Below are 16,986 nucleotides of genomic sequence, written 5' to 3'. Positions count from 1 at the left end.
TTATCCGTGATCCCAACCCGGCTTTTCCTTCCAGCCCTGTGTCTGCTGCTGGCCGCCTGTGGCGGCGGCAGCAGCACCCGCGTGGACGATCAAAACGCCTCGGCGTCGGATTTCAACTGGAACATGCCCGGTTGGGTGCCGCTGCCCATGGAACCCGCCAACAACCGGATCACTGAAGAAAAGTTTCAGCTTGGCCGGCACCTGTTCTACGACACCGATCTGTCCGGCAACGGCACCATCAGCTGCGAGTCCTGCCACCAACAGGACAAGGCCTTCACCGACGGTCGCGTGCGCCCGGTGGGTGCCACCGGCGAAGTGCATCCCCGTAATGCCCAATCCATCGCCAATGCGGCCTGGCTACGTACCCTGACCTGGGGTAACCCGGCCTTGACCGAGATCGAGCAGCAAATCGTGGTGCCGTTGTTCGGCATTGATCCGGTGGAACACGGCATCAACGAAGCGAACCAGGACATGGTGCTGGCGCGCCTGCAGGAAAAGCCGGAATACCAGAGCCTGTTCGCCGCTGCCTACCCGGAGCAGGACGATCCACTGTTCGGCGAACTGGCGTGGCAGAACATCGTGCGCTCACTGTCCAGCTTCGTGCGCGGCATAACCTCGTTCCGCAGCGACTTCGACCGTTACAACGCTGGCGAGGTCGGGGCGCTGAGCGCGTCCGCCAAACGTGGCATGAACCTGTTCAATAGCGAACGCCTGGAGTGCTTCCATTGCCACGAGGGCTACACCCTCACCGCCTCGGTCCGTGACCGCCGTATCACGCCCACGGTGCCGGCGCCGTTCAACAACACCGGGCTGTACAACATCGACGGCATCAGTGGCTACCCGGCCCCCAATACCGGCAAGTACGAACTCAGTGGCAACCCGGCGGACATGGGCCGGTTCCGGCCACAATCGCTGCGCAACGTGGCGCTCACGGCCCCCTATAACCATGACGGTTCCACCGCCACGCTCCGCGATGTGATCCGCAACTACGCCGCCGGCGGCCGCAATATCACCACCCCGCCCCATGTGGGCGACGGCCGCATGAACGTGAACAAGGACCCGTTCATCGTCTCGTTCACCATCAGTGAAGCGGAGATCGACGACGTGGTGGCTTTCCTTGAATCGCTCACCGATCACGAACTCATCGACGACCCGCGTTATTCCAATCCGTGGCTCGAGGTTACTGTTCAGGATACCGCTCCATGAAACGTGTTTTTTTGTTTTCCACGGTGGCGCTGGCGGGCGCCGCCCAGGCCCACTACATCCCAACAACGCAGACCCCCACCACCGTGGACGCGGATCTGGTGGCCACCTGGCGCTCCGCCAGCCTGGTGGAGGAATACGACTACTGGCAGGTGCCCGGCACGCTGATGGGTGGCCATGCCTGGCCGGCCCGGGAAGGCGTGCAGGTGGATGAAATGAACCTGTCCCTGAATCATCGCATCGATGAAAACCTGTTTGGCGGGGTCGGCCTGGCCAGCCATCCGGAAGGCGACGACAGCCATGGAGGCGTCGAGCTGGAGCACGCCTATGTGGGCTGGATTCAGAGTGACGGCCCCTGGGTGGCCGAGGTGGGCCGGCTTTCCGCCGCGTTCTCCCCCTCATTGATGGCCCACGCCGCCCAGCGTCTGGCCAGCGAGGCACCACTCGCCAACGATGTGTTTTTCGGCCGGCACTTCCACGACGACGGCGCACGCCTGTGGTGGCATGAAACCGCCGGCGTCTCCGCCGGCGCGGAAATCTGGCGCGGCAAGGCGTTTCCCGCCACCGACAGCGGCGACGGCGGCGCCTGGGATGTGTTCGCCCGTTACCAATGGCAAGGCGAGCGGTGGTCCTTCCAGGCCGGCGGCTGGTTCTACAGCGCCGCCGCCGAAGCACGGGCGGACCACCGCTACGGCGGCGGCCATCAGCATGTGCCGGTGGCGCCGCCGGGGCAAACCGCCACCGCCTTCTCCGATATTCGCTACACCGGGGATACGGACATCCAGGGCCTGCATATGGAACTCGCCTATCGTGTTAGCCGCGACTGGCGTCTGGCTCTGGAAGGCGAATGGATGCGGGCGAAACTGGACGGAGTGGTGCACGATGCCATTGGTCGACAGGCGGACCTGGACGGCACCCAGGACGGCGGCTGGATTCAACCGTCCGTGCACTGGCGGCAACACACCTTCGCGGTACGCGCCGAACAGCTGACCACCGACAACGATATGGTGGGTCCGGCGGCGCCACAGCTGGGCGACGAATCCGGCCTGGCCAACCCGGAGGAACACGACCCGCGCCGCTTTACGGCGATCTGGCGCTGGCAGTGGCGGGACAACGTGGCGCTGCGCGCCGAGGCGGTCCGCGACGAAAGTCTGCCGGAAACGGAAAACCGCTGGACCCTGGGCGTGATCTGGCAGCAGCGTCTCTGGCCGGTCGGACCTGTCGGCCATAATCACTGATCGCTCCGGATACGCCCAGGCGTACAAAAAAAGCCCGCCGGATGGCGGGCTTTTTTATGGTGAGGAAGGTGCTGACTTACCAGCCGGTGGCCTTCTTCACGCCCTCGCCGATTTCGGCGGGGTTGCGAACGGTGACCACACCGGCCGCTTCCAGGGCGGCGAACTTCTCGTCCGCGGTGCCCTTGCCACCGGCGATGATCGCGCCGGCGTGGCCCATGCGTTTGCCCGGAGGCGCGGTGACACCGGCGATGTAGCTGACCACCGGCTTGGTCACGTGCTCCTTGATGTAGGCAGCGGCTTCGTCCTCGGCGGTACCGCCGATTTCACCGACCATCACGATCGCTTCGGTCTGCGGATCGTTCTGGAACATTTCCAGGGCGTCGATGAAGGTGGTGCCCGGGATCGGGTCGCCGCCGATGCCGATGCAGGTGGACTGACCGTAACCCAGTTTGGTGGTCTGGTTGACCGCCTCGTAGGTCAGGGTGCCGGAACGGGACACGATGCCCACCTTGCCCGGCTTGTGAATGTGACCGGGCATGATGCCGATCTTGCACTCACCGGGGGTGATCACACCGGGGCAGTTCGGGCCGATCAGGCGCACATTGCCCTTGCGGACGATGTATTCCTTCACGTACAGCATGTCCAGGGCGGGGATGCCCTCGGTGATGCAGACGATCAGCTCGATGCCCGCATCGGCGGCCTCGATGATGGAGTCCTTGCAGAACGCCGCCGGTACGTAGATCACGGAGGCGGTGGCGCCGGTTTCCTTGACCGCGTCGGCCACGGTGTTGAACACCGGCAGGCCCAGATGGGTCTGGCCGCCCTTGCCCGGGGTCACGCCGCCGACCATTTGCGTACCGTACTCAATGGCCTGCTCGGAGTGGAAGGTGCCCTGGCTGCCGGTGAAACCCTGGCAGATCACCTTGGTGTTCTTGTCGATCAATACGCTCATTTGGCACCTCCCGCGGCTTTCACCACCTGCTCGGCGGCGTCGTCAAAACTCTTGGCGGCGATGATGTTCATGCCGCTGTCGGCCAGCTTCTGGGCGCCCAGTTCGGCATTGTTGCCTTCCAGACGCACCACCACCGGCACTTCGACGCCCACTTCTTCCACGGCGCCGATGATGCCTTCGGCGATCAGGTCACAACGGACGATGCCGCCGAAGATGTTGACCAGAACCGCTTGCACCTGGTCGTCGGAGAGGATGATCTTGAACGCTTCGGTGACGCGCTCCTTGGTGGCGCCACCGCCCACGTCCAGGAAGTTGGCGGGCTGGCCGCCCTTCAGCTTGACCAGGTCCATGGTGCCCATGGCCAGGCCGGCGCCGTTGACCATGCAGCCGATGTTGCCTTCCAGGGCCACGTAGTTCAGTTCCCACTCGGCGGCGCGACGCTCACGCTCGTCTTCCTGGGAGGGATCTTCCAGGGCCTTGATGTCCGGGTGGCGGAACAGCGCGCTGCCATCCACGTTGATCTTGGCGTCCAGGCAGTGCAGATCGCCCTGCTCGGTGATCACCAGCGGGTTAACCTCGATCAGCGCCAGGTCCTTGTCGTCGAACAGTTTGGCCAGACCGGTGAAGATCTTGGCGAACTGACCGACCTGCTTGCCTTCCAGACCCAGCTGGAACGCGATCTGACGGGCCTGGTAGGGCTGCGCGCCGACCAGCGGGTCCACTTCCGCCTTGAGAATTTTTTCCGGGGTTTCCTCGGCGACCTTCTCGATTTCCACGCCGCCTTCGGTGGACGCCATGAACACCACCCGGCGGGTGGCGCGATCGAGTACCGCGCTCAGGTACAGTTCCCGGGCGATGTCGGTGCAGGTTTCCACCAGAATCTTGGACACCGGCTGACCATGCTCGTCGGTCTGGAAGGTAACCAGGCGCTGGCCCAGCCACTTCTTGGCGAATTCCGCCGCTTCCTCGGGGCTGTCGACCAGTTTCACACCGCCGGCCTTGCCGCGGCCACCGGCGTGTACCTGGGCCTTGACGACCCATTTATCGCCACCGATTTCCTTCGCCTTGGCGGCCACCTCTTCAGGGGTGTCGCAGGCGAATCCCGTGGAAACCGGCAGGCCGTAATCAGCAAACAGCTGTTTAGACTGATACTCGTGGAGATTCATGCCTTAACTTCCATCAAAATGTCTGTGAATAGCGCTCCCGCGCAGAGTCGGGGCCGTTCGGGCCCCGCTCCGCGTGGGGCCCGTTTCTTTCGCGGGCCCTACTTCTTACGACGGCGTTGCGCCACGTGAATGGCTTTGTAGTCCGTGGCCAGAGCGGCTTCGTGGACGGTCTCGGACAGGCTCGGGTGGCCGAACACCATCAGCTGCAGGTCTTCGATGCTGGCGCCAAATTCCATGGCGACAACACCTTGCTGAATCAGCTCGGAGGCCTGCGGGCCAAGCACATGCATGCCCAGCACCCGGTCGGTCTTCTCGTCGACCACGAATTTCACCAGCCCGGCGGCTTCGCCGGCGGCCAGTGCACGGCCATTAGCGGCGAAGGGAACGGCGCCAACCTTGTACGGTTCGCCGGATTCCTTCACCTCTTCCTCGGTTTTACCCACCCAGGCCACTTCCGGATGGGTATAAATGACGCCGGGCACGGCATCGTAATTCACCTGGGTATGTTCCCCGGCGATCACCTCCGCCACCATCACGCCCTCTTCGATGGCTTTATGAGCCAGGGCGGGACCGCGCACCAGATCGCCAATGGCATAAACGCCGGGCACATCGGTACGGCACTGGTTGTCCACGTAAATGAAATTACGCTCATCCAGGGTGACACCGGCGTCCTGACTAAGCAGGCCCTCGGTGTAGGGACGGCGGCCCACCGCCACGATCAAACGATCGAAGGTTTCCTCGTGCTCTCCGTCTTTGTCCGTATAGGTGACACGCACGGAATTTTTGTTTTTCTTGGTAGCAGTGACCCGGGCACCGAGTTTGATGTCGAGTCCCTGCTTGGTGAAAAGCTTCTGGGATTCCTTGGCGATCTGCTTGTCCACCGCGGGCAGGAAGGTATCCACCGCTTCCAGCACGGTGACCTGGCTGCCCAGGCGCGACCACACACTACCCAGCTCCAGACCGATCACGCCGGCGCCGATCACACCCAGTTTCTTGGGCACGGAATCGAACTCCAGGGCACCGGTGGAATCGACGATGATCTTCTGATCCACCTCGGCGGGCGGGATCTCCACCGGCACCGAGCCGGCGGCCAGGATCACGTTGTCCGCTTCCAGGGTCTGCTCGTCACCGCCCTCGTTGGGGGTGAAAACCACCTGTTTGTTGGCTTTGAGCTGGCCGGTGCCCTGCAACCAGGTCACCTTGTTGGCCTGGAACAGGGACGCCACGCCGCCGGTGAGCTGCAGGACCACTTTGTCCTTGCGCTCCTGCATGGCCTTCACGTCCAGATCCAGCTTGCCCACCTTGATGCCGTGGTCGGCGAAGGCTTCCTCGGCCTCGTGGTATTTCCAGGAGGAATCCAGCAGTGCCTTGGAGGGAATGCAGCCCACGTTGAGGCAGGTGCCACCGAGGGCCGGTTTGCCCTGTTTGTTGATGCGTTTCTCGATGCAGGCGGTTTTGTAACCCAACTGCGCGGCGCGGATCGCGGCCACGTAGCCGCCCGGTCCACCGCCGATGACGATGACGTCGTATTTGTCACTCATAATAAATCCCTTGGTTCACTATCACGCTTCACGCTGGCACGCCGCCCATTGCGTGTCAGCGTGCAGGCGTGGGGCGTGCCGGCGTTCACTATATGTCCAGCAGCAGCCGGGCCGGATCCTCGATGAAGTTCTTAACGGTGACCAGGAACTGCACCGCTTGCTTGCCGTCGATCAGGCGATGGTCGTAGGACAGCGCCAGATACATCATCGGCAGGATTTCCACCTTGCCATCCACGGCCATGGGCCGCTCCTGGATCTTGTGCATGCCCAGGATGGCGGTCTGCGGCGGGTTGAGAATCGGCATCGACATCAGCGAGCCGAACACGCCGCCGTTGGAAATGGTGAAGGTGCCGCCGGTCATCTCGTCGATGGACAGTTTGCCCTTCTGCGCTTTCTGGCCGTAGTCGATGATCTGGGATTCCACTTCCGCCAGGCCTTTCTGGTCGGCGTCGCGAATCACCGGCACCACAAGACCACGCTCGGTGGACACCGCCACGCCGACGTCGTAGTAGCCATGGTAAACCACGTCGTCACCGTCGATGGAAGCGTTCACTTCCGGGTAGCGCTTGAGCGCTTCCACGCAGGCGCGGGTAAAGAAGCCCATGAAGCCCAGGCGCACGCCGTGGGCCTTCTCGAAGGCTTCCTTGTAGTTCTTGCGCATCTCCATGATCGGCTTCATGTTGACCTCGTTGAAAGTGGTCAGCATGGCCGCGTTCTGCTGCGCGGACACCAGCCGTTCGGCGATGCGCTTGCGCAAGCGGGTCATGGGCACGCGGCGCTCTTCGCGCTCGCCGGGCTCCGCTTCGGGGATCGGAGCCGCCTTCGATTCGGCGGAGGAGGAAGCCGGCTTCTCCTGGCGGTTGGCCAGGGCCTTCTCCACGTCTTCCTTGGTGATGCGACCGTCGCGGCCAGTGCCTTTCACGTCACCGGCGGACAGGCCATGCTCACTCATCATCTTGCGCGCGGCGGGGCCGGCCTGGGCATCGTCGTCACCGCCCTTGTCGTCGGCCTGGGGCGCGCTCTCGGCGGCGGCTTCCTGCTTGCCATCGTCCTTGGCCTCGGCCTTGCCCTCGTCGCTGCTTTGTTCCTGTTTGGCGCCGCCGCTGGCGCCGCTACCGGCTTCCAACTGACCCAGGATTTCCTGGCTCTCAACGGTCTCGCCTTCGTCCTTGAGGATCTTGCCCATCACGCCGTCGCTGGGGGCCACTACCTCGAGCACCACCTTGTCGGTCTCGATGTCCACCAGCAGTTCGTCACGCTTGACCGCCTCGCCTTCTTTCTTGTGCCAGGTGGCCACGGTGCCGTCCGCCACGGATTCCGGAAACTGTGGGGCCTTGATATCTGTCGCCATGCTGATTCCTTTAAACCCTTTTCGGTTCGCTTTCGCTCATTTGATCTGGAATGCGTCTTCGACCAGACGCTGCTGCTGTTCCACGTGCAGGGACATGGAGCCCACCGCCGGCGCCGCCGCCATGTCGCGGCCCGCATAGTGCACCGTGTCCTTGCCGACCGCCTTCGCCACCCGCAGGAAATGGTGCTGGGTGCTGAACCAGGCGCCCTGATTCATGGGCTCTTCCTGACACCACACCAGGGTTTCCAGGTTCGGGTAGCGCTTCAGGGTCTCGGTGAGACGCTGCTCCGGGAACGGATAGAGCTGTTCGATGCGCACGATGGCGGTGTCGTTCAGATCATCGCTTTCCCGTTTTTCCAGCAGGTCGTAGTACACCTTGCCGGAGCACATCACCACGCGCTTGACGCTCTTGACGTCCAGGTCGGCGTGCTCGTCGATCACGGTCTGGAAGCGGCCTTCCGCCAGATCCTCCAGGGAGGAAGTGGCGCGCTTGTGGCGCAGCAGGCTCTTCGGCGTCATCACCACCAACGGCTTGCGCAGCGGGCGCACCGCCTGACGACGCAGCAGATGGAAAATCTGCGCCGGGGTGGTGGGCACGCACACCTGCATGTTGTGCTCGGCGCACAATTGCAGGAAACGCTCCAGGCGCGCGGAGGAGTGCTCCGGCCCCTGCCCTTCATAGCCATGTGGCAGCAGCAGGCCGAGACCGCAGAGACGGCCCCACTTGGCCTCGCCGGAAGAGATGAACTGGTCGATCACCACCTGGGCACCGTTGGCGAAGTCACCGAACTGGGCTTCCCACAGAATCAGTGCCCCGGGCGTGGTGGTGGCGTAGCCGTATTCGAAGCCCAGCACCGCTTCCTCGGAGAGCAGCGAGTCGTAGATGTCGTAACGCGGCTGGCCCTCGTGGAGGTGCTGCAGCGGCACGTAGTCCTCGCCGTTCTTCTGGTTGTGCAGAACCGCATGACGGTGAGAGAAGGTGCCACGGCCACAGTCCTGACCGGTCAGGCGCACCATCACGCCCTGGTCCAGCAGGGTGGCGTAGGCCAGGGTCTCGCCGTAGCCCCAGTTGATCGACATGGCGCCGGCGGTCATCTTGCGGCGGTCCTCGACGATCTTCTTCACCTGACGCTGCAACACCAGCCCTTCGGGCACGGTCTCCAGCCGGTTGGCCAGATCCTGCAGCTTGGCGAGCGGGTAGCCGGTATCCCAGTCATCCTCCACGTCGTGGCCGATGTAGGGGGACCAGTCCACGAACAGCGCCTTGTTGGGCTCGCGCACCAGGGACTTGACCACGTGGTTGCCCTCGTCCAGGGCGTCCCGGTAGTCGTCCACCATCTTCTGGGCGTCCTGCTCGGACAACACCTGCTCGTTGATCAGACGCTCCGCGTACAGGCTGCGGCTGGACGGGTGCGACTTGATCTGCTTGTACATCAACGGCTGGGTGGAGGACGGTTCGTCGGCCTCGTTGTGCCCGGCGCGGCGGTAGCAGATCAGGTCGATGACCACATCCTTCTTGAACTGCATGCGGTAGTCCACCGCCAGCTGCGTGACGAAGTAGACCGCTTCCGGGTCGTCCGCGTTGACGTGGAAAATCGGCGCCTGAACCATCTTCGCCACGTCGGTGCAGTACTCCGTGGAGCGTGCGTCGTCGCGACGGCTGGTGGTGAAGCCCACCTGGTTGTTGACGATCACGTGCAGGGTGCCGCCGGTGTGGTAGCCCCGGGTCTGGGACATCTGGAAGGTTTCCATCACCACGCCCTGGCCGGCGAAGGCGGCGTCACCGTGGATCAGAATCGGCACCACCTGGTCGCCACCGCTGTCGTCGCGGCGGTCCTGGCGGGCGCGCACCGAACCTTCCACCACCGGAGAAACGATCTCCAGGTGCGAGGGGTTGAAGGCCATCGCCAGATGAACCTCACCGCCGGAGGTCTGCACGTTGGAAGAGAAGCCCTGGTGATATTTCACGTCACCGGAGCCGTTCTCGTTGAAACTCTTGCCCTCGAACTCGCCGAACAGGTCCCGGGGGCTCTTGCCGAGGGTGTTCACCAGCACGTTGAGGCGGCCACGGTGGGCCATGCCGATGACCATTTCCTTGGCGCCGTAGCTGCCCACCCGCTGGATCATCTCGTCCATCAGCGGGATCAGGGACTCACCGCCCTCCAGGCCGAAGCGCTTGGTACCGGGGTAGCGGCTGCCCAGGTACTTTTCCAGGCCCTCGGCGGCGGTCAGACGCTCGAGAATGTGCTGTTTGATGTCGGCACCGTACTGCGGATGGCTGCGCACGCCCTCCAGCCGTTGCTGGAGCCACCGCTTCTCGGCGGTGTTGACGATGTGCATGTACTCCGCGCCTACCGTGGAACAATAGGTGCCCTGCAGGCAGTCCATGATCTCACGGAGCGTGGCTTCCGGTTTGCCCAGGAACAGATTGCCGGTCTGGAACACGGTGTCCAGGTCGGATTTGCTCAGGCCGTGGTGGGCCAGTTCGAGATCCTGTACCGCCTCGCGCTCCATGATGCCCAGGGGATCGAGCTTGGCCACCTGGTGGCCCCGGTTGCGGTAGGCGGCGATCAGATGCAGCACCCGCACCTGGCGGCGTTCATGTTCGGAGCTGACCGCGCTGGCGCCCATCTTCTGGACCCGGGAACGGTTCTTGGCTTCGAGGAGGAAGTGCTCGCGTACCGCCGAATGGGGCACATCGGATTCCACCGCGCCGTTGACGCTGGGGAGTTTCTCGAAATAGGCGCGCCAGTCTTCCGGCACGGAGTTGGGATCGGTCAGGTAGGATTCGTACAGTTCATCAACATAGGCCGCGTTGGCGCCCCCGATATGGGAAGACTGCCATTGGCGGTACATGGAACTGTCTTGCATCGTCGCTCGTTCCTTAGCCGGGCGAACGTCACGCCTGTGGGCATGCATGCTTCTGTCCACAGGGCCGCGACCCTGTTACCCGTGCTTATCGCTGTTTACGGAAACGGCGCCTTTTAAGCACCGTCCCCACCCTGCTGTCGCGATTCCGGGGTTGCCGGAATCGCCCGGTATTGTAATACGTTTATGGGGCCATTGTTAGGCACTACAAGACCATGGTAGGGCCTAATTTGCCTCGATATGGCGGGTTCACCCCGGCACATCGCCACGAACCATCCATAAACCGGCTCAAGCTTAGCGAAAGCCGCGTCTCCCGGCCCCACCCCGTCGCATTCGGAAACAAAAAAGGCGGCCCGCGGGCCGCCTCTTTGCGTCTTACACGCCCCGTTCCAGGAGCATGGACCGGATGTGCCCGATCGCCCGGGTGGGGTTAAGCCCCTTCGGGCAGACGCTCACGCAGTTCATGATGCCGTGGCAGCGGAACAGACTGAACGGGTCGTCCAGCCGGGACAGCCGCTCCTCGGTGGCCTCGTCACGGCTATCCGCCAGGAAGCGGTAGCTCTGCAACAGGGCCGCCGGGCCCAGGAACTTGTCCGGATTCCACCAGAAGCTGGGGCAGCTGGTGGAGCAGCACGCGCACAGAATGCACTCGTAAAGACCGTCCAGCTTGGCCCGATCCTCCGGCGTCTGCAGGCGCTCGATGGCCGGCGCCGGCGACTCATTCTGCAGGTACGGCTGCACTTTCTCGTACTGCTGGTAGAACACGCCCATGTCCACGACCAGGTCGCGGATCACCGGCAGGCCCGGCAACGGCCGCAGCACCAGCGGCTTCTTGCCTTCCTTGACACCCGGCGCCACCGCCGACAGCGGGGTAATGCAGGCCAGGCCGTTCTTGCCGTTGATGTTCATGCCGTCGGAACCGCACACGCCCTCGCGGCAGGAGCGCCGGTAGGCCAGGCTTTCGTCCTGTTCCTTCACCAGAGCGAGAATATCGAGCACCATCAGGTCCTTGCCCTGAGTGTCGACCTCGTACTCCTTCATGCTCGGTTCGCGGTCGGTATCCGGATTGTAGCGGTAAATACTGACTTTCATGGCTACACGTCTCCGTTAGTAGGTCCGGACCTTGGGCTGGAAGGTGTCCACGGTCTTCGGCTTGAAGTTCACTTCACGCTTGCCCAGTTGCTTGGAGCGCGGGTCGAAGATGGAATGGCACAGCCAGTTCTCGTCGTCCCGGTCCGGGTAGTCATAGCGGGAGTGGGCGCCGCGGCTCTCGGTGCGGTTGTAGGCCGCGATCGCGGTGGCTTCCGCCACTTCCAGCAGGTTGTCCAGCTCCAGGGCTTCCACGCGGGCGGTGTTGAAGGACTGGCTCTTGTCCTCCAGGTGGGCGTTGGCGATGCGCTCGCGCAGCTTGGCCAGCTTCTCCACGCCCTCTTCCATCAGGTCGCCTTTGCGGAATACACCGAAGTGATTCTGCATGGTGCTCTGCAGTTCCTTGCGCAGAGCCGGCACGGATTCGCCGCCCTTGGACTCATTCCAGCGGTTGACCCGGGCCAGGGCCGCGTCGATGTCATCGTTGCCGGGCTCGTACTGGGTCATGCCCTGGCGCAGCGCGTCCTCGATATAGAGGCCGGCGGCGCGACCGAACACCACCAGGTCAAGCAGCGAGTTGCCGCCCAGACGGTTGGCCCCGTGCACCGACACGCAGGCCACCTCGCCCACCGCGAACAGACCGTTCACCGGCTGGGCGTCGCCTTCGTGGCCGCCGCTCATCTTCAGCGCCTGGCCGTGAACGTTGGTGGGAATGCCGCCCATCATATAGTGGCAGGTGGGCACTACCGGGATCGGCTCCTTGACCGGGTCGGTCTGGGCGAAGGTGATGGCCAGCTCACAGATGCCCGGCAGGCGGCTGTGCAGCACCTCCTCGCCGAGATGGTCGAGCTTCAAGTACACGTAGCTGCCATCCGGACCGTCGCCGCGGCCGTCCAGGATCTCCATCATCATGGAGCGGGCCACCACGTCGCGGGACGCCAGGTCCTTCGCGTTGGGCGCGTAGCGCTCCATGAAGCGCTCGCCGTCCTTGTTGATCAGGTAGCCGCCCTCGCCCCGGCAGCCCTCGGTCACCAGGACGCCCGCGCCGGCGATGCCGGTGGGGTGGAACTGCCACATCTCAATGTCCTGGACCGGCAAACCGGCGCGCAGGGCCATGCCCACGCCGTCGCCGGTGTTGATCAGGGCGTTGGTGGTGGAGGCGTAGATACGACCGGAACCGCCGGTGGCGAACACCGTGGCCTTGGCCTTGAAGAACACCGTCTCGCCGGTTTCGATGCTGATCGCGATCACGCCGCAGACATTCTCGTCGGCGTCCTTGACCAGCTCGGCGGCGTACCATTCATTATAGAACTGGGTGCCGTTCTTCAGGTTCTGCTGGTACAGCGTGTGCAGCAGCGCGTGACCGGTACGGTCGGCGGCGGCACAGGTGCGGGCGGCCTGACCGCCTTCACCGAAGTTCTTGGACTGGCCACCGAAGGGGCGCTGGTAAATGCGGCCTTCCTCGGTACGGGAGAACGGCAGCCCCATGTGGTCCAGCTCGAACACCGCTTCCGGGCCCACCTGGCACATGTACTCGATGGCGTCCTGGTCACCGATGTAATCGGAGCCCTTGACGGTGTCATACATGTGCCAGCGCCAATCATCATTGGGATCGGCGGAGGCGATCGCGCAGGTGATGCCGCCCTGGGCGGACACGGTGTGCGAACGGGTCGGGAATACTTTGGAAATCAGCGCGGTTTTGAAACCGGACTGCGCCATTTGCAGGGAAGCACGCATGCCCGCGCCCCCGCCGCCAACGACGATCGCGTCAAAGGTGATGGTACGAATGGACATGGATTATGCGCCTCCCCAGATCATCAGCAGACCCCAAAGGATGTAAACCAGCAGCAGCAGAGCAATCACCATTTGCGCGATCAGACGCACGCTGGTGGCCGCCTTGCCGAAGGTCATGCCGGTCAGGTAGTCGGTGGTGACACCCCACAGGCCGATCCAGGTATGGGCGGCCACGGAGAACACCATCAGGGTATTGGCGATCCGCATCGGCGCGGAACCCATGAAAGCACTCCAGGCGCGGTAGTCCAGATCGCCGCTGCAGACCAGAAAGCCCACCATGCCGATCACGTACACGGCGATCACCACGGCGGACACACGTTGAATCAGCCAGTCATAAAGGCCGTTACGGCCCAGGCTTGTTACGCTCGTTACCATACCCAGGCTCCTGCCAATACAATCAGTACCGCGGTGACGATGAACGTGGCGGTGGCGCCACGACGACCGCCTTCCAGGGTCTCGCCCACGCCCGCATCCATGATCAGATGGCGGATGCCGGCCACCAGGTGGTAGGAGATAAAGGCGAGAATCGCCCACAGCACCAGTTTGGCCAGGGGCGAGGTCATCAGCTGTTTCAGGTCCGCAAAGCTCTCCGGAGACGCCAGGGAACGATCCATCATCCACAGCAACACGGGCAGGGCCACGAAAATGGCCACGCCGGTGATACGGTGGGTGATGGACGCAATGGCGGTGACCGGGAACTTGATCGTCGTCAGATCGAGGTTAACGGGTCTCTTATCGTTCACGGTAGCCTACACTTTTGCCGGGCTCCGGCGGCACGCCGGAGCGGTTGTCGGGAACTTGGCATCACCGGCGGCGTCGAAACACCTGGGTGGAGAGGCCGATGCTGCCCGGGCCGGGGTTGGAGCCCACTGAAGCCTGAACCGTGCCACGCCGGGCCGGCGGGTCCGGAGCGTCGGGTGGAGGCTTCGTCGCGGGCGGCAGTATATCGCCGCGCCTGCGGCAAAACAAACGCCAAACTGCGACTTTTATATTAGCCGCCACCGGGGTGGCCGCCCCGTGAAGGGCCGGGACCCATTTTAGCGCGGCCCGCTTAATCGCTTGTTTTGCAAAGCTCTTTGCCCGCCGACACCGGTACCGGGTACGCCAATGCCCCGCGAAGGTGCGCGCTAATACACTGTTTACCCTGAAAAAGTGCCAGCCGCGCCCGGGCCGGCTTCTCGTTGACAAAGACCCATCAAAACTTTAACGTCCCCCGCGCTCTGGAGGACCTTCCCACCGGGAAACGCGACCAAGACCCTGCATTGGCCGGCATCCCGGAGGCGTACCTCTATTCACCGAGGAGAAATTCCCATGACCGAGAAGAAAGCCATTCTCAAGGTAGAGGGCCGCGACGATCTGGAATTGCCGATCCTGACGCCCACCCTGGGCCGCGAAGAGATCGACGTTTCCTCCCTGACCGCCAACGGCCTGTTTACCTTCGACCCGGGCTTTACGTCCACCGCCTCCTGCGAATCCAAGATCACCTACATCGACGGTGAAGTCGGCAAGCTGCTGCACCGGGGCTACTCCATCGAGGAACTGGCCGCCAAGTCCGATTACCTTGAGGTGTGCTACCTCCTGCTCAACGGCGAACTGCCCAATGCCGAGCAGAAAGAGGCATTCGTCGGCACCGTGAAGAACCACACCATGGTGCACGAGCAGATTCGCAATTTCTTCAACGGCTTCCGCCGTGACGCCCATCCCATGGCGATCATGTGCGGCGTGGTCGGCGCGCTGTCCGCCTTCTACCACGACTCGCTGGACATCACCAATCCCGAACACCGTGAGGTAACCGCCTTCCGGCTGATCGCGAAGATGCCCACCATCGCGGCCATGTGCTACAAATACGGCCTCGGCCAACCGCTGATGTACCCCCGTAACGACCTCGGCTACGCGGAAAACTTCCTGCACATGATGTTCGGCAATCCGTGCGAGGAAACCCAGGTCAGCCCCACCCTGGCGCGGGCCATGGACAAGATCTTCATCCTGCACGCCGACCACGAGCAGAACGCCTCCACCTCCACGGTGCGTCTGGCGGGCTCCTCCGGCGCCAACCCGTTCGCCTGCATCGCCGCCGGCATTTCCGCCCTGTGGGGCCCCGCCCACGGCGGTGCCAACGAAGCGGTGCTGAACATGCTCGACGAGATCGGCGACGTCAGCCAGATCGAGAAGTACGTCGCCAAGGCGAAGGATAAGAACGATCCGTTCAAGCTGATGGGCTTCGGCCACCGGGTTTACAAGAACTACGACCCGCGCGCCACCGTGATGCGCGAATCCTGTCATGAGGTGCTCAACGAGCTGGGCGTCAACGATCCCAAGCTCGAGCTTGCCATGAAGCTCGAGGAAATCGCCCTGAGCGACCCGTACTTCAAAGAGAAGAAGCTGTTCCCGAACGTGGACTTCTACTCCGGGATCATTCTCAAGGCGATCGGCATCCCGACCTCCATGTTCACTGTGATCTTCGCCCTGTCCCGCACCGTGGGCTGGGTGGCGCACTGGAACGAGATGATTTCCAATCCCTACAAGATCGGCCGTCCCCGCCAGCTCTACACCGGCGAGACCGAGCGCACCCTGGTGCCGCTCAACGAGCGCAAATAAGCGCCCGTCGTCCGATCAGAAAGGCCGCCTCCGGGCGGCCTTTTTTTATGCCCGGCGAATACCTACACTTCTGGCTTGTTTTTTTGGATCAGGCCCATAGGAAATCACAATGAAAAAAATCATCGCGCTGCTGATCGTCGCCGCCCTGGCCGCTTACCTGCTGTTCTGGCCCGTGCCGATCGAACCGGTGGCCTGGGACGCTCCGGAGGCCCCGGCGCTGGAAGGCGACTACGCGGTCAACGAACGGCTGGCGGCGGCGCGGCGACTGGCCCGTGGCCAGGGCACCGGCCCCGAGGACGTGGCCATCGACGCCGACGGCAACCTTTATGTGGGTTACCAGGACGGTCGCCTGGTGCGCTTCGATCCGCGTGGCGAGCATCCGGACCTGATCACCAACACCGAGGGCCGTCCCCTGGGCCTGGACTTCGCCCCGGATGGCAGCCTGGTGGTGGCCGACGGTTATCGCGGCCTGCTGCGGGTGACGCCGGGTTCCGGTCGCATCGAGGTGCTTACCGACGGCGCCGACGGCGTGCCCTTCCGCTTCACCGACGACGTGGACGTGGCCTCCGACGGCACCATTTATTTCACCGATGCCTCCAGCAAGTTCGGCCCCGCCATGCATGCCCGCGACGACATCATCGAGCATGGCGGCCATGGCCGCTTTCTCAAATTCGACCCGGCGTCCGGCGCCACCACGGTGCTGATCGACGACCTGCAGTTCGCCAACGGCGTGGCCCTGTCCGGCGACGAGGATTTCGTGGTCGTCACCCAGACCGGCAGCTACAACGTGATCCGCTACTGGCTGCGCGGTGAGCACGCCGGCGAGCACGATGTCTTCTTCGACAACCTGCCCGGCATCCCGGACGGTGTTTCCAGCAATGGCGACGGTACCTTCTGGGTAGCCCTGTTCGCACCCCGCAACGGCGCCCTGGATGCCATGGCCGACAAGCCGCTGCTGCGCAAAGTGGTGTTCCGCCTGCCCGCCTTCATGCAGCCGCAGCCGGCCCGCCACGCCTTCGTGCTGGGCCTGGACGAGAACGGCCAGGTAACCCACAACCTGCAACACCGCGCCGAGGACGCCTTCGCGCCCATCACCAGCGTGGAGCAGCACGGCCAGCGGCTTTATCTGGGCAGCCTCACCCGTGACAGCTTCGCCGTGCTGCCTCTCACCGAGACTCAGGAGTAA

The 16,986-nt window shown here is 63.6% G+C and carries 13 protein-coding genes; 4 read left to right on the top strand and 9 right to left on the bottom strand.

The window, feature by feature from the left end; all coding sequences use genetic code 11:
• Nucleotides 1-6: 6 nt before the first annotated feature.
• Together JF515_RS03880 and JF515_RS03875 are read left to right on the top strand one after the other, a co-directional pair.
• A complete protein-coding gene (locus JF515_RS03880; RefSeq protein WP_338015166.1) occupies nucleotides 7-1,206 on the top strand; it encodes an MbnH family di-heme enzyme in 1,200 nt (399 codons plus the stop codon).
• On the top strand, nucleotides 1,203-2,441 hold the full coding sequence (locus JF515_RS03875; protein ID WP_203101177.1) for a hypothetical protein: 1,239 nt from the start codon (nucleotides 1,203-1,205) through the stop codon (nucleotides 2,439-2,441). Before JF515_RS03880 ends, JF515_RS03875 begins: the two co-directional genes overlap by 4 nt.
• A gap of 76 nt (nucleotides 2,442-2,517) precedes the next feature.
• Here JF515_RS03875 and sucD read toward each other — a convergent pair whose 3' ends face one another.
• The 9 genes from sucD to sdhC form a co-directional block, all read right to left on the bottom strand.
• Nucleotides 2,518-3,393, bottom strand: coding sequence for a succinate--CoA ligase subunit alpha (gene sucD, locus JF515_RS03870; protein WP_203101175.1), 876 nt, complete (start codon nucleotides 3,391-3,393; stop codon nucleotides 2,518-2,520).
• The gene (gene sucC / locus JF515_RS03865) at nucleotides 3,390-4,559 is read right to left on the bottom strand and encodes an ADP-forming succinate--CoA ligase subunit beta (protein WP_203101173.1); all 1,170 of its coding nucleotides are present in this window, start codon (nucleotides 4,557-4,559) and stop codon (nucleotides 3,390-3,392) included. The genes sucD and sucC overlap by 4 nt, the downstream gene beginning before the upstream one ends.
• Before the next feature lie 98 nt (nucleotides 4,560-4,657).
• Entirely contained in the window at nucleotides 4,658-6,100 is a 1,443-nt protein-coding gene (lpdA, locus tag JF515_RS03860) for a dihydrolipoyl dehydrogenase (RefSeq protein WP_203101171.1), read from the bottom strand.
• A gap of 88 nt (nucleotides 6,101-6,188) precedes the next feature.
• The gene (odhB, locus tag JF515_RS03855; RefSeq protein ID WP_203101169.1) at nucleotides 6,189-7,451 is read right to left on the bottom strand and encodes a 2-oxoglutarate dehydrogenase complex dihydrolipoyllysine-residue succinyltransferase; all 1,263 of its coding nucleotides are present in this window, start codon (nucleotides 7,449-7,451) and stop codon (nucleotides 6,189-6,191) included.
• A gap of 36 nt (nucleotides 7,452-7,487) precedes the next feature.
• A complete protein-coding gene (locus JF515_RS03850) occupies nucleotides 7,488-10,322 on the bottom strand; it encodes a 2-oxoglutarate dehydrogenase E1 component (RefSeq protein WP_203101167.1) in 2,835 nt (944 codons plus the stop codon).
• Between the two features lie 372 nt (nucleotides 10,323-10,694).
• Nucleotides 10,695-11,411, bottom strand: coding sequence for a succinate dehydrogenase iron-sulfur subunit (locus JF515_RS03845; RefSeq protein ID WP_203101166.1), 717 nt, complete (start codon nucleotides 11,409-11,411; stop codon nucleotides 10,695-10,697).
• A gap of 15 nt (nucleotides 11,412-11,426) precedes the next feature.
• Nucleotides 11,427-13,202, bottom strand: a complete 1,776-nt coding sequence (sdhA, locus tag JF515_RS03840; RefSeq protein ID WP_203101165.1) for a succinate dehydrogenase flavoprotein subunit — start codon at nucleotides 13,200-13,202, stop codon at nucleotides 11,427-11,429.
• 3 nt (nucleotides 13,203-13,205) lie between these two features.
• Complete coding sequence (sdhD, locus tag JF515_RS03835; protein ID WP_203101164.1) at nucleotides 13,206-13,577, bottom strand: succinate dehydrogenase, hydrophobic membrane anchor protein; 372 nt, start codon at nucleotides 13,575-13,577, stop codon at nucleotides 13,206-13,208.
• Nucleotides 13,571-13,945, bottom strand: coding sequence for a succinate dehydrogenase, cytochrome b556 subunit (sdhC, locus tag JF515_RS03830; protein WP_203101163.1), 375 nt, complete (start codon nucleotides 13,943-13,945; stop codon nucleotides 13,571-13,573). Before sdhC ends, sdhD begins: the two co-directional genes overlap by 7 nt.
• A gap of 568 nt (nucleotides 13,946-14,513) precedes the next feature.
• On the opposite strand from sdhC, the gene gltA reads away from it, so the two are divergent.
• Together gltA and JF515_RS03820 are read left to right on the top strand one after the other, a co-directional pair.
• On the top strand, nucleotides 14,514-15,800 hold the full coding sequence (gene gltA / locus JF515_RS03825; protein ID WP_203101162.1) for a citrate synthase: 1,287 nt from the start codon (nucleotides 14,514-14,516) through the stop codon (nucleotides 15,798-15,800).
• Between the two features lie 109 nt (nucleotides 15,801-15,909).
• Nucleotides 15,910-16,986, top strand: coding sequence for an SMP-30/gluconolactonase/LRE family protein (locus JF515_RS03820; protein WP_203101161.1), 1,077 nt, complete (start codon nucleotides 15,910-15,912; stop codon nucleotides 16,984-16,986).

It is taken from the genome of Alloalcanivorax marinus, from assembly GCF_016785095.1.
GTDB lineage: Bacteria > Pseudomonadota > Gammaproteobacteria > Pseudomonadales > Alcanivoracaceae > Alloalcanivorax > Alloalcanivorax marinus_A.
This window is presented reverse-complemented; position numbering and strand designations above follow the sequence as displayed.

Bases quoted from the DNA above. Each gene is read 5' to 3' on its own strand.
- sucC (WP_203101173.1), bottom strand. From the start codon at position 4,559: ATGAATCTCCACGAGTATCAGTCTAAACAGCTGTTTGCTGATTACGGC.
- JF515_RS03845 (WP_203101166.1), bottom strand. From the start codon at position 11,411: ATGAAAGTCAGTATTTACCGCTACAATCCGGATACCGACCGCGAACCG.
- sucD (WP_203101175.1), bottom strand. From the start codon at position 3,393: ATGAGCGTATTGATCGACAAGAACACCAAGGTGATCTGCCAGGGTTTC.
- JF515_RS03820 (WP_203101161.1), top strand. From the start codon at position 15,910: ATGAAAAAAATCATCGCGCTGCTGATCGTCGCCGCCCTGGCCGCTTAC.
- lpdA (WP_203101171.1), bottom strand. From the start codon at position 6,100: ATGAGTGACAAATACGACGTCATCGTCATCGGCGGTGGACCGGGCGGC.
- JF515_RS03850 (WP_203101167.1), bottom strand. From the start codon at position 10,322: ATGCAAGACAGTTCCATGTACCGCCAATGGCAGTCTTCCCATATCGGG.
- sdhA (WP_203101165.1), bottom strand. From the start codon at position 13,202: ATGTCCATTCGTACCATCACCTTTGACGCGATCGTCGTTGGCGGCGGG.
- odhB (WP_203101169.1), bottom strand. From the start codon at position 7,451: ATGGCGACAGATATCAAGGCCCCACAGTTTCCGGAATCCGTGGCGGAC.
- gltA (WP_203101162.1), top strand. From the start codon at position 14,514: ATGACCGAGAAGAAAGCCATTCTCAAGGTAGAGGGCCGCGACGATCTG.
- sdhD (WP_203101164.1), bottom strand. From the start codon at position 13,577: ATGGTAACGAGCGTAACAAGCCTGGGCCGTAACGGCCTTTATGACTGG.
- JF515_RS03875 (WP_203101177.1), top strand. From the start codon at position 1,203: ATGAAACGTGTTTTTTTGTTTTCCACGGTGGCGCTGGCGGGCGCCGCC.